This is a genomic window from Pedobacter humicola (assembly GCF_056490705.1).
Genome location: NZ_JBWJIG010000005.1, coordinates 151,168 through 163,717 on the forward strand (window position 1 = coordinate 151,168; position 12,550 = coordinate 163,717).

The following is a 12,550-nucleotide window of genomic DNA, read 5'->3' on the forward strand; positions in this document are numbered from 1 at the left end:
GCGTTTAAACGTCGTTTCCGGATGTTAAATGATGTTAAGCAGATGTTAAAGTTTAGCTCTTTTTTTTAACAATGTTAAAATGGTCAGTTAAAGATGCCTTGAGGATAAAATCAGGGTGAAAATTCTGAATGGCTTAAAGCGTCACCACAGGCCGATTAAGTCAGATTAGTTCAATAAAACCAAAAGCTTAACATAAAAAAATCACGATATTATTGTGTAACTCGATTTTTATTTAAACCTTTGCACCTCAATAGAGTTAAAGCCGTTTTAATACGCAAGAAATGATTAAACAGATTTTACATAAACTTTCAGTTTCCCCAACACAAATGGTGTCTGGGAAAGGTCTGTTTATTAATCATTTTCAACCCGTATTTTATTGTCCCACAAGCCGGCAAAATTTCACTCCACGTATTTAGTACCTACACTAAACGTAACGAGGAATTGATCCTCTCTAAAAACCCAATTAACAAGAATACTTATAATTTTTCGTTAGAAAACGAATGGATATTAACGAATTTATAGTGCAGGTTGCACTTCCTGAACATCGTGTATTTGCAGAAGAAATAGTAACCGAAATGGCAGAATCGGCAAAAGCTCGTGGAACCGGCATTGCTAAGCGTTCGCCAGAATACATTTCCAATAAAATGCAGGAGGGCAAATCGGTTATTGCTTTCCATAAGGACGGCTCATGGGCGGGATTTTGCTATATAGAAACCTGGAGCCATGGCCAGTTTGTGGCCAACAGTGGTTTGGTAGTAAGTCCTAAATACCGCAAAGCGGGATTGGCAAAAGCCATTAAAAACGAAATTTTCGGTTTATCGAGAAAGTTGTATCCAAAGGCAAAAATATTTGGTTTAACAACAGGTTTAGCGGTAATGAAAATCAATTCTGATTTAGGCTACGAACCGGTAACCTACAGCGAACTTACACAGGATGAAGAATTTTGGAAAGGCTGCCAGAGCTGTGTCAACTTCGAAATTCTGAAAATGAAAGAACGTAAGAACTGTATGTGCACGGCCATGCTTTACGATCCTGCAGAAAAGAAACATGAAGTAGCCAAACAGTTTGCCGAAGAACTGCAAAAGAAACCCAAATTATATGAGCGCTTTATGCGCATCAAACAACGTTTAGTTGTTAAACCTAAGCCTAACAAAACAGGCTTAAAAGCCCTTTTATTTTTATTTACCCTTTTATTTAAATAGCATGAAAAAAGTTGTTTTAGCATTTAGCGGAGGATTAGATACCTCATTTTGTTGTATTTACCTGGCACAGGATCGCGGATTGGAAGTTCACTCGGTAATTGTAAATACTGGTGGTTTCTCTGATGAAGAATTGCAGGAAATTGAGAAAAGAGCGTATGCTTTGGGCGTAAAATCGCATGCTGTTGTAGATGAAACGGAAAATTATTATGAAGGTTGTATCAAATACCTGGTTTTTGGCAACGTATTAAAAAATGCTACTTATCCATTATCTGTTAGTGCTGAACGTGTGAGTCAGGCCACCGCTATCGCCAATTATGTTAAAAAAATCGGTGCCGATTATGTAGCACATGGAAGTACAGGGGCTGGTAACGACCAGGTACGTTTCGACATGATTTTTAATATTTTAATTCCAGGAGTTGAAATCATTACCCCGATTAGAGATTTAAAATTATCCCGCGAAGCGGAAATAGAATATTTAGCTGCGCACGGAGTAGAATATAGTGCCGAAAAAGCCAGATATTCGATCAACAAAGGTTTATGGGGAACTTCGGTAGGCGGAAAGGAAACTTTAACCTCTCACGAAACCTTACCTGAAAGTGCCTGGCCGACCCAGGTTTCGGAAACCGGATCGCGCAAAGTTGAATTAACATTTGAAAAAGGTGAATTGGTTGCTATTGATGGTGAAAAACTGGCTCCTGTGAGGGCGATCCAGAAATTACAGGCCATTGCCCAACCATTCGGTATTGGCAGAGATATTCACGTTGGAGATACCATTATCGGTATTAAAGGCCGAGTGGGTTTCGAGGCTGCTGCACCGATCATCATTATCAAAGCACACCATACTTTAGAAAAACATACTTTAACGAAATGGCAGTTAAGCTGGAAAGAACAATTGTCATCTTTCTATGGAAACTGGCTGCACGAGGGGCAGTTCCACGATCCGATTATGCGGAATATAGAGGCGTTTTTGGCCGATACACAAAAGTTTGTGAGCGGTAAAGTGTTTGTAGAATTGTTGCCATACCGTTTCCAGATTATCGGCATCGAATCTGACCACGATTTAATGAGCAATAAATTTGGCAGCTACGGCGAAATGAACAATGCCTGGAGCGGAGAGGATGTGAAAGGTTTCTCTAAGATATTTGGTAACCAGGTTATGATCTGGCACAAAGTGAATAGTGAGGTTGAAGGCTAGCAGGTGCTGATACTAAATACTTGATACGATGAAGATCCTTTCAAAAGAGAATTGTTTAGGCCACTACAAATGGGGCGATAACTGTGATGGATGGAATTTTATAAGCAGGCCGGAAGCGGTGGTTAAACAAGAGTTGATGCCGGCTCAAACTGCTGAAAAATTACACTTCCATACCTATGCAGAACAGTTTTTCTTCATATTGAAAGGAGAAGCTACGTTTTTGGTAGAGGGTGAAAGCTTTATAGTTGATGCCCATTCAGGTTTGCAGATTAAAGCGGGAGACAAACATAAGATTATGAACAAAGGCGTTGACGATCTTGAATTTATACTTTTTTCATATCCATCAACCCAAAATGACAGGACTGATTGTGAATAATATAACGGTTAAACAGATTGGATCAGCAGAAACCCACTTAGTAGCTGGACTGTTTAACCAATATCGTATGTTTTACAATCAGTTTTCGGATATCGGAATGGCTAAAGCTTTCCTGGACGAAAGATTGCAACATAACGAGTCTATTGTTTTTGTGGCCATTGATAATAATACAAAGCAGGCGGTCGGTTTTACGCAGTTATATCCTAAATATTCGTCGGTAAGATTATGTAAAAACTGGATTTTAAACGATTTGTATGTTAATGCGGATCACCGTAAACAGGGCATTGGCGAAAAGTTAATTAAGACAGTAATGGATTTTGCCAGGAACAATGGATCTACATTTGTACAATTGGAAACCGCTGTTGATAATGACGCTGCACAGCGTTTGTATGAAAATATAGGTTTTGTAAAACAGGGTGAAGACACAGAATTTTTTCTTTATAAAATAGCACTAAACGCATAGAGATGAACAAAATTAAAGCAGGAATAATAGGCGGAGCGGGTTACACGGGAGGCGAAATGTTACGCATTTTGGTGAATCACCCAAATGTTGAAATTGCTTTTGTAAACAGCACAAGTAATGCCGGGAACTTAATTTCTGATGTACACACTGATTTAATCGGCGATACGGATTTAAAATTTGTAAGTGATATTCCCCAGGATATCGATGTACTTTTTCTATGTGTTGGGCATGGCGATGCGAAAAAGTTTTTGGCCGCTAACCCAATTAACGAGAACATTAAAATCATCGATTTATCACAGGATTTCAGGTTGCATGAAAAATCTAGTTTCGAAAACCGCGAATTCGTTTATGGATTACCGGAACTAAACCGTGATCAAATTAAATCGGCTAAAAATATTGCCAACCCAGGCTGTTTTGCAACCTGCATCCAGTTGGGTTTATTGCCGTTGGCATCAAAAGGTTTGATCAATAACGAAGTCCATATCAATGCGACCACTGGATCTACAGGAGCTGGGCAAGGTTTATCAGCAACTTCGCACTTTAGCTGGAGAAACAATAACCTTTCGGTCTACAAAGCATTTGAACACCAACATCTGAACGAGATCAGTGAGAGTTTGTTACAATTGCAGCCATCGCTTTCTGAAGCTTTAAATTTTATCCCACAACGTGGTGCATTTACCAGGGGTATTTTGGCTGCCATGTATCTGGAAAGTGATTCTAGTTTAGAAGAAGCGCAAAACATCTACGAGGAATATTATAGCAATCATCCTTTCACGCACGTAAGCCGGAAAAACATCGATTTAAAACAGGTGGTGAATACCAATAAAGCATTGATCCATGTCGAAAAACATGGCGGTAAATTATTTATCATCAGCATTATTGATAACCTGCTTAAAGGCGCCAGCGGACAGGCGGTTCAGAATATGAACTTAATGTTTGGTTTGGATGAAACTGCCGGACTTAAATTGAAGGCAGCGAATTTTTAATTACGGTGGAGGGTGTAAGGTTTAAGGCGTAAGGTAAAAGCATGAGAGATTATAAAAAACTTGACGTTTGGAAAAAAGCACATGAGCTAAATATGTTCATCAAAAAGAATATTGCAACTCAATTTCCAAAAGAAGAGCGATTTGAATTAACCTCACAACTCACCAGAGCTTCATTATCTATTCCCTTAAACATAGTTGAAGGATGTGGGAGATTTACAGATAAGGATTTTGCACATTTTTTTGATAATGCTTTAGGTTCCGCAAACGAGATAGATTATTGCTGTTTATGTGCTTCTGAATTAAAGTATATAAGCGAAGATGATTATTTAAAAGTAAACAAATCAATTAACGAAGTTAGGGCAAGCTAATTTCATTTTTAAAATTTTTGAGAAGTGGGGGAAAAAGCCTTAAACCCTACACCTCAAACCTTATACCTCAAAAATATGCAACTATTCGACGTTTACCCACTTAATGATATAGAAATAACAAGAGCAGCAGGCAGCAATGTTTGGGATGCTAACGAGCAACAATATCTAGATTTATATGGTGGCCATGCCGTAATTTCGATTGGCCATACCAATCCGCATTACGTAAACCGCTTGACAGATCAATTAAATAAAGTTGGTTTTTATTCAAATTCAGTAAAAATTCCTTTGCAGGTTCAGCTTGCAGAATTGTTGGGAACGGTTTCTGGTAAAAAAGATTTTCAGCTCTTTTTATGTAATTCTGGTGCTGAGGCCAACGAAAATGCTTTAAAACTCGCTTCATTTTACAATGGAAGAAAAAAGGTAATCGCTTTTTCGGGTGCTTTCCACGGACGTACATCTTTAGCCGTTGCCGTAACGGATAATCCTAAAATCGTAGCTCCGGTTAACCAGACTGAAAATGTAATCTTTTTGCCTTTTAATAACGAGATTGCTTTGGAAGAAACTTTCAAAGCACAGGGAAATGATATTTCTGCTGTAATTATAGAAGGTATTCAGGGTGTTGGTGGCATTAAAGAAGCTTCGAAAAGTTTCCTGCAAAAAATCCGTTCGCTTTGTGATGAATATAACGTGGTTTACATTGCCGATTCAGTTCAATGTGGCTACGGTCGTACAGGCTTGTTTTATTCGCACGATTACGCGGGTGTTGAAGCTGATGTGTATACCATGGCAAAGGGCATGGGAAATGGGTTTCCGGTAGCTGGAATTTCTATCGCTCCTAAATTCAAACCCTGGCATGGAGAGTTGGGTACAACTTTTGGTGGTAACCATTTAGCCTGTGCTGCTGCTTTAGCGGTTTTAGAAGTGATGCAACAAGAAAACCTCATGAAAAATGCCGAAGAGGTAGGAAATTACTTAATTGCCGAATTGAAAAAATTCGAGCAAGTGGTAGAAGTTCGTGGCCGTGGGTTAATGATTGGTATTGAGTTGCCAGCAGAACTGGCCCATGTTAAAAAAGAATTATTGTTTACACACCATATTTTTACCGGAGAGGCTAAACCGAACGTGATCCGTTTATTACCTGCTTTAAATTTAACAAAAGCACATGCTGACGAGTTTTTGGCAGCGTTTAGAAAATTAGTAAAATAGATATTGTCATGCTGAGCCTGTCGAAGCACCTTTTAAGCTTTAAAAAATGAAACTTTTCACTTCCGTACACGATGTTCCAAGCATCAAACAGTTTGTAAATGATGCCCTTGCGTTAAAAGCAAATCCTTATGCGCACCAAGATTTAGGTAAGAACAAAACTTTAGGTTTGGTTTTTATGAATCCGAGTTTACGTACCCGGTTAAGTACGCAAAAAGCGGCCTTAAACTTAGGTATGAACGTAATGGTAATGAACATGGATAAGGAAGGCTGGGCATTAGAAACGCAGGATGGTGTGGTGATGAATGGCTCAACGGTTGAGCATATCCGCGAGGCAGCGGCTGTAATGGGCCAATATTGCGATATTTTAGGCTTACGTTCTTTTCCAAAACTGAATAACCGTGATGAGGATTATAGCGAAGATTTCTTTAATAAATTCGTGAAATATTGCGCTGTACCGGTAGTGAGTTTAGAAAGTGCAACACGCCACCCATTGCAAAGTTTTGCCGATATTATTACCATCCACGAAACCTGGACCAAACAACCTGATGGACGTAAACCCAAAGTAGTTTTGGCCTGGGCACCCCATGTTAAAGCCCTGCCTCAGGCGGTGCCAAATTCTTTTGCAGAATGGATGTGTAAAGCTCAGGCGGAAGGCATGATCGATTTTACAATTGCACAACCAGAAGGTTACGAACTGTCAGAAGATTTTACACCGGGAGCAAACATCCAGTATAATTTAGAAGAGGCCTTGGCCGGAGCTGATTATGTGTATGTGAAAAACTGGAGCAGTTATAAAGAATATGGTAAAGTATTAACTTACCCCGATGGCTGGATGATGAACAATGAAAAGCTGAAATTCACGAACGATGCTAAAGTGATGCACTGTTTGCCCGTTCGCCGAGATTTAGAATTATCATCAGAGATTTTGGACGGACCAAATTCATTGGTTGTTCATGAAGCAGGAAATCGCTTATGGGCTGCGCAGGCGGTAATTAAAGCGATATTGGAGGAATTGTAAACCTTTAATCGGATGAGTGAGCTAACAAAAAATATAATTCCTGATTTTGAAAACATTATTTTGCTTATTACAGAGGCTCGAAATAGGGTTTACAGTAAAGCGAATGCAGAATTGGTGATGTTATATTTTAATGTTGGCCAAATAGTTTCCGAAAAGGTTGCCAATGGTAAATGGGGTGATGGAACTGTAAACGATTTAGCAAGTTACATTGCCGGGAAACAACCTTTGTTGAAAGGATTTAACCGTCGCGGACTTTATGGAATGAAACAATTCTACGAAGTTTATAGTAATCATGAATTAGTGTCAGCACTGGCGGCACAAATTCAAAATTCTGATATAGAGGGTGATAAGGTTGTGTCAGCGCTGCTGACACAAATTAGCTGGACCAATCATTTGTTGATTTTAGCCAAAACAAAAACAAATGAGGAGAAATTATTTTACCTCTATCAAAGTATAAATGAAAAATTATCTACACGGGAACTCGAGAGAAGATGTTGAAGTTGTGGAATATGCGCTAGCCAGAAATTTGTCGCCTGCTTTAATTGCAGATTATGAAACTAAACTCATTGATAAAAAATTACTTGTAGAAAAACTACACCAGCTTTCAGAAATTTTCTATAAAAATGAAGAATAAACAACTCACTATCATCAAAATCGGCGGAAACGTAATCGATAACTCGCAAAACCTGCATCAGTTTTTGCTTGATTTTACGGCTTTGCCAGGAGATAAAATCCTAGTTCATGGTGGCGGTAAAATTGCAACCGAACTTGGCGAATCGTTAGGCATCGAGGCTAAAATGGTTGAGGGTAGAAGAATTACCGATATCGAAACCTTGCGAATTGTAACGATGGTTTATGCTGGTTTGATCAATAAAAATATGGTTGCTCAATTGCAGGCCAAAGGTAGCAATGCCATTGGTTTAAGTGGAGCCGACGGTAACGTGATCAAAGCAAAAAAAAGGCCGGTTAGTACCAAAACTTATGGTGCTGAGGGTGGCCCAATGGCAGGAGCTGTAATTGACTATGGTTTTGTGGGCGATTTGGATGAAGATTCTGTTTCTTCGGCAACTTTAGATAGTTTGCTGAAAGCAGGATTGGTTCCGGTTTTATGTGCCATTACACACGACGGTGCCACACAGCTTTTAAATACCAATGCAGATACCATTGCATCTTCTGTTGCAGTGGCCATGTCTGCTTTATATGAAACACGTTTGGTATATTGCTTTGAGAAAAAAGGTGTACTTAAAGATGTGAATGATGACAGTTCTGTAGTGAGAGAAATCAAAGCTGATGAATTTGAAGGATTAAAGGCAGATGGAGCGGTGCAAGGTGGAATGATCCCAAAATTACACAACGCTTTTGAGGCCATTAAAAAAGGAGTTTCGGCAGTGTACATTGGTAAAGCTGATGAACTTTCTGAACTTGCAGCAGGAACTTTTGGAACGAAGATGCTGAAGTAAAGGTAGGGGGCTGAAAGGTTGAAGGTGGAGAGTTTTAATGAGGTGCCTGGAATTTTTTTAAGTGTATTAACCACCCAGACACGAAGAACGCAAAGAATGGCATGAAAAAGAAACCGATTAATTTCTGCTTTTGCCAACTAAACCTGATAGCAGTGAAAAGCTCCCGATTTTTCATCGGGACTTGTAACGGATAGCAGGACTAAAGATCAATAGCATTACTGAAATTGCTTTTCAAAAAATATAAATCTGTGTAATCAACCCGCAGGAAAATTAATAATCATGAAAAAAATAGCCATCATTGGGAGCGGAAATATCGGTTTATCTTTAGCAAAAGGTTTGGTGAAGGCCGACTTTGCTCAAGCAACCGACATCACGCTTACCCGTAGAAATACAGACCATTTAAAATCTTTTGCTGAAGCTGGTTTTAACATCAGCAATAACAATAAACAGGCTGTTATTGATGCTGATGTTGTGATTTTAGCCGTTCTGCCACAACAGTTAAATACGGTTCTTGATGAAATTCAAACTTCAGTTGTTCCGGCGAAACACTTGGTTATTTCGGTAATTTCAGGTGTGAGCTGTGCTGCAGTTAGGGAAAAATTGGGCGATAATGTTGAAGTAATCCGGGTAATGCCAAATACGGCAATCGCCATCGGACAATCCATGACCTGCATGGCCAGCGATAATGCCTCAGCAGCAAATATTGCAGATGTGACCAAAATGTTTGAAACGGTTGGTTCTGTTGTTAAGATTAATGAAGATTTAATGACTTCTGCAACAGCACTATGCGCTTGTGGCATCGCGTTTTTCTTAAGGGCGATCCGCGCAGCATCGCAAGGTGGCGTTGAAATCGGTTTCCATGCCGATGAGGCTTTGAAAATGGCCGTTCAAACCGCAAAAGGAGCAGCCGATTTGCTTTTATTGCACGGAACACACCCGGAATCAGAAATAGATAAGGTAACTTCGCCGAAGGGTTGTACCATTGCCGGCTTAAACGAAATGGAACACAATGGCTTTAGTTCTTCATTAATAAAAGGTATTAAACTTTCGGCTTTAAAAGCAGGGAATTTGTATACTAAAGAAGGTTAATGGCAGATGTGAAATGGAAGATGTATCCCCTTCAATAAATAAAGAGGTTAATGGTTAGCAGACAGGAATGCTGAAAGTCTTGCAACTTGATACTAATTACTTGTTACTATGTTACTAGAAAATATACAAAAAGAAAGTCTGGATTTATTGCGGCAGTTAATTCGCATCCAGTCTTTTAGCAAAGAAGAAGACCGGACGGCGAATTTAATCGCTCAGTTTCTGGAAGAGAGAGGGATTAAAACCCAGCGTAAGATGAACAACGTTTGGGCCTACAACAAACATTTCGATGCCAGTAAGCCAACGCTGTTGTTAAACTCGCATCATGATACAGTTAAGCCGAATTCTGGTTATACACGCGATCCGTACGACGCTGCAATTGAGGGTGATAAACTGTTTGGTTTAGGCAGTAATGATGCAGGAGGATGTTTGGTTTCGCTAATCGGGACGTTTTTGTACTATTACGAACAGGAAGATTTAAAATATAATATCTGTTTGGCCGCAACTGCCGAAGAAGAAATTTCAGGCAACAACGGCTTAGAGCTGGTGCTGCCAGATTTAGGGGAGCTGGAATTCGGGATCGTTGGTGAGCCAACAGAAATGAATTTGGCCATTGCCGAACGTGGTTTATTGGTGTTAGATTGCGTATCTCACGGTAAAGCTGGTCATGCTGCCCGCGAAGAAGGAGAGAATGCCATTTACAAAGCTTTAAAAGATATTGAGTGGTTTAGGAATTATCAGTTCCCAAAAGTATCTGATGTTTTCGGTCCGTTGAAAATGACGGTTACCATCATCAATGCAGGTTCTCAACACAATGTTGTGCCGGCAAACTGCACTTTTACTGTTGATGTCCGGGTTACAGATGCCTACACCAATGAGGAAGTTTTAGAAATTATCAGGGCAAATGTTGATTGTGATGTTACGCCACGTTCGATCCGCTTAAAACCATCGTCGATTGATAAAAACCACCCTGTTGTTCAAGCCGGTGTTGCACTCGGAAGAACTACTTATGGTTCGCCAACTACATCCGATCAGGCATTGTTAGATATTCCATCAGTAAAGTGTGGTCCTGGCTTTTCGGGCCGCTCACATATGGCCGATGAGTTTTTATTTGTGCGAGAAGTGGCTGAAGGTGTAGCAGGGTATGTAAATATGTTAAAACCCGTTATTGAAGGTTAAAGCTTCGAAATCAAAGGTTTAAAGTTGTCTATGAGTGAAATCTTATAATATTGCTTATCTTTACATGATGAAAACTTATTCTAATTTCATAGAAATCGATTCAAACAAACGCTTTGGTAGGCCTTGTATAAAAGGGACCAGAATTGCTGTTTATGATGTTTTAAGTTGGTTGTCTAACGGGATGACTATTCAGAACATTTTAGAAGATTTTCCTGAAATTAAAGAAGAAGAAGTATTAGCCTGTCTGGCCTACTCTGCAGATAGGGAGCATAACATAAGAGTTGCCTAGTGAAATTATTGTTCGATCAAAACATATCACATAGGATAACAAAACTTTTAGGGACTGATTTTCCAGTTTGTGATCAAATAAGGCGTTTAAGATTAGAAAACAGGTCAGATAAGGATATCTGGACTTTTGCTGGTCAAAACGGCTATGTAATTGTGACCTTCGATGCAGATTTTTACGAATTTTCGAACTTATATGGGCATCCTCCCAAAATAATATGGCTTCGCTTTGAGAATAATACCACTGTTGGAATTGCCAAAACCTTAATCGGAAAAAGAGAATTAATAAATGATTTTATAAAACAGGATGAATTTTCTTGTTTAGAACTTCAGTAAATAATGGAATATGAAACCTTAGCAAGCTTCATTGCCCGTTAAAAAATAAAGACAATAATGAAAATCTGGCAAAAAAATATAGATGTTAATCAGTTTGTAGAAAGTTTTACAGTAGGGAAAGACCGCGAACTGGATCTGCAGATGGCAAAATTTGATGTTTTGGGCTCTTTGGCACATACGCAAATGCTGGAAACGATCAATCTGCTCACCGCCGAGGAATTAAAAACAGTTCAGCAAGAATTGAAAAACATTTACGCTGAAATTGAAGCTGGTAATTTTACGATAGAAAACAGTGTAGAAGATGTGCACTCGCAGGTAGAGTGGCTACTTACGCAACGCATTGGAGAAGCAGGCAAAAAAATCCACAGTGGCAGATCACGTAATGATCAGGTTCTGGTTGATTTGAAATTGTTTTTCAGGGCCTGTATCGAAGATATGGTGAATCAAACTTCAACCTTATTTAACCAGTTAATCGAACTAAGCAATACACACCAAGATAAATTGATGCCAGGTTATACGCACTTGCAGATTGCCATGCCATCTTCTTTTGGTTTATGGTTTGGCGCTTATGCCGAAAGCCTTGCCGATGATATGGAACTGATGTTGGCTGCCTGGAAAATCTGTAACAAAAACCCTCTGGGTTCTGCAGCGGGTTATGGTTCGTCATTTCCTTTAAACAGAACTTTAACCACTGAATTATTAGGTTTCGAAAGTTTAAACTATAACGTGGTTTATGCGCAGATGGGTAGAGGGAAAACGGAAAGAATTTTAGCACAGGCGATGTCGGCAGTAGCCGCAACTTTAGCCAAAATGGCGATGGATGTATGTTTGTTTATCAATCAGAATTTCGGTTTCATTAGTTTTCCGGCAGAACTGACCACGGGTTCGAGTATTATGCCGCATAAGAAAAATCCTGATGTTTTTGAACTGATCCGCTCACGTTGTAATAAAATCCAGGCTTTGCCTAATGAAATTGCCATGATGATCACCAATTTGCCATCAGGTTATCACCGCGATCTGCAATTACTAAAAGAAAATCTTTTCCCGGCAATTACTTCTCTGAACGAATGTTTGGAAATAGCCACTTTTATGTTCCAGAACATCACCATCAAGGATGATATTTTGAAAGATAAAAAATACGACTACCTGTTTAGCGTTGAAGTAGTGAACGATCTGGCTTTGCAGGGTGTTCCTTTTAGGGAGGCTTATAAAATTGTTGGCGAACAGATAGAAAATGGTACTTTTGCACCCTCTGGCCAGATACATCATACACATGAAGGTAGCATCGGCAACCTTTGTAACGCACAGATTTCTGCAGCAATGCAGGATGTTTTGTCGCAATTTGGCTTCGGGAAAGTGAATAAAGCAATAGAAGATTTAATAGCATAAT

General features: G+C 39.4%; 15 protein-coding genes. All 15 read left to right on the forward strand.

The window, feature by feature from the left end:
• Positions 1 to 500: 500 nt before the first annotated feature.
• The 15 genes from AC04Q1_RS10350 to argH all read left to right on the forward strand — a co-directional run bounded on the left by AC04Q1_RS10350 (position 501) and on the right by argH (position 12,549).
• A complete protein-coding gene (locus tag AC04Q1_RS10350) occupies positions 501 to 1,202 on the forward strand; it encodes a GNAT family N-acetyltransferase (protein ID WP_478364306.1) in 702 nt (233 codons plus the stop codon).
• Position 1,203: 1 nt separating this feature from the next.
• Positions 1,204 to 2,397 (forward strand): argininosuccinate synthase, encoded by a 1,194-nt coding sequence (gene argG, locus AC04Q1_RS10355; protein ID WP_478364308.1) that lies wholly within the window; start codon positions 1,204 to 1,206, stop codon positions 2,395 to 2,397.
• Between the two features lie 28 nt (positions 2,398 to 2,425).
• Positions 2,426 to 2,773 (forward strand): cupin domain-containing protein, encoded by a 348-nt coding sequence (locus AC04Q1_RS10360; RefSeq protein WP_478364310.1) that lies wholly within the window; start codon positions 2,426 to 2,428, stop codon positions 2,771 to 2,773.
• Positions 2,751 to 3,236, forward strand: a complete 486-nt coding sequence (locus AC04Q1_RS10365; RefSeq protein WP_478364312.1) for a GNAT family N-acetyltransferase — start codon at positions 2,751 to 2,753, stop codon at positions 3,234 to 3,236. The genes AC04Q1_RS10360 and AC04Q1_RS10365 overlap by 23 nt, the downstream gene beginning before the upstream one ends.
• Positions 3,237 to 3,238: 2 nt before the next feature.
• Positions 3,239 to 4,222, forward strand: coding sequence for an N-acetyl-gamma-glutamyl-phosphate reductase (argC, locus tag AC04Q1_RS10370; RefSeq protein ID WP_478364314.1), 984 nt, complete (start codon positions 3,239 to 3,241; stop codon positions 4,220 to 4,222).
• 41 nt (positions 4,223 to 4,263) lie between these two features.
• Positions 4,264 to 4,590 carry a four helix bundle protein gene (locus AC04Q1_RS10375; RefSeq protein WP_478364316.1) on the forward strand — a complete coding sequence of 109 codons (327 nt, stop codon included), beginning with the start codon at positions 4,264 to 4,266 and terminating at the stop codon, positions 4,588 to 4,590.
• Positions 4,591 to 4,665: 75 nt separating this feature from the next.
• The gene (locus tag AC04Q1_RS10380) at positions 4,666 to 5,796 is read left to right on the forward strand and encodes an aspartate aminotransferase family protein (protein WP_478364318.1); all 1,131 of its coding nucleotides are present in this window, start codon (positions 4,666 to 4,668) and stop codon (positions 5,794 to 5,796) included.
• Positions 5,797 to 5,842: 46 nt separating this feature from the next.
• On the forward strand, positions 5,843 to 6,814 hold the full coding sequence (locus tag AC04Q1_RS10385) for a Rossmann-fold NAD(P)-binding domain-containing protein (RefSeq protein WP_478364320.1): 972 nt from the start codon (positions 5,843 to 5,845) through the stop codon (positions 6,812 to 6,814).
• Between the two features lie 12 nt (positions 6,815 to 6,826).
• Positions 6,827 to 7,312, forward strand: a complete 486-nt coding sequence (locus tag AC04Q1_RS10390) for a DUF1016 N-terminal domain-containing protein (RefSeq protein WP_478364322.1) — start codon at positions 6,827 to 6,829, stop codon at positions 7,310 to 7,312.
• A gap of 125 nt (positions 7,313 to 7,437) precedes the next feature.
• Complete coding sequence (gene argB, locus AC04Q1_RS10395) at positions 7,438 to 8,274, forward strand: acetylglutamate kinase (RefSeq protein ID WP_478364324.1); 837 nt, start codon at positions 7,438 to 7,440, stop codon at positions 8,272 to 8,274.
• 279 nt (positions 8,275 to 8,553) lie between these two features.
• A complete protein-coding gene (gene proC, locus AC04Q1_RS10400) occupies positions 8,554 to 9,363 on the forward strand; it encodes a pyrroline-5-carboxylate reductase (RefSeq protein ID WP_478364326.1) in 810 nt (269 codons plus the stop codon).
• Between the two features lie 108 nt (positions 9,364 to 9,471).
• Positions 9,472 to 10,539, forward strand: coding sequence for a M20 family metallo-hydrolase (locus AC04Q1_RS10405; protein ID WP_478364328.1), 1,068 nt, complete (start codon positions 9,472 to 9,474; stop codon positions 10,537 to 10,539).
• A gap of 64 nt (positions 10,540 to 10,603) precedes the next feature.
• Positions 10,604 to 10,828 (forward strand): DUF433 domain-containing protein, encoded by a 225-nt coding sequence (locus AC04Q1_RS10410; protein ID WP_293307326.1) that lies wholly within the window; start codon positions 10,604 to 10,606, stop codon positions 10,826 to 10,828.
• Positions 10,828 to 11,160: a DUF5615 family PIN-like protein gene (locus AC04Q1_RS10415; RefSeq protein WP_478364330.1), complete on the forward strand. Its 333-nt coding sequence runs from the start codon at positions 10,828 to 10,830 to the stop codon at positions 11,158 to 11,160. Before AC04Q1_RS10410 ends, AC04Q1_RS10415 begins: the two co-directional genes overlap by 1 nt.
• 57 nt (positions 11,161 to 11,217) lie before the next feature.
• Positions 11,218 to 12,549, forward strand: coding sequence for an argininosuccinate lyase (gene argH, locus AC04Q1_RS10420; protein ID WP_478364332.1), 1,332 nt, complete (start codon positions 11,218 to 11,220; stop codon positions 12,547 to 12,549).
• Position 12,550: the final 1 nt, after the last annotated feature.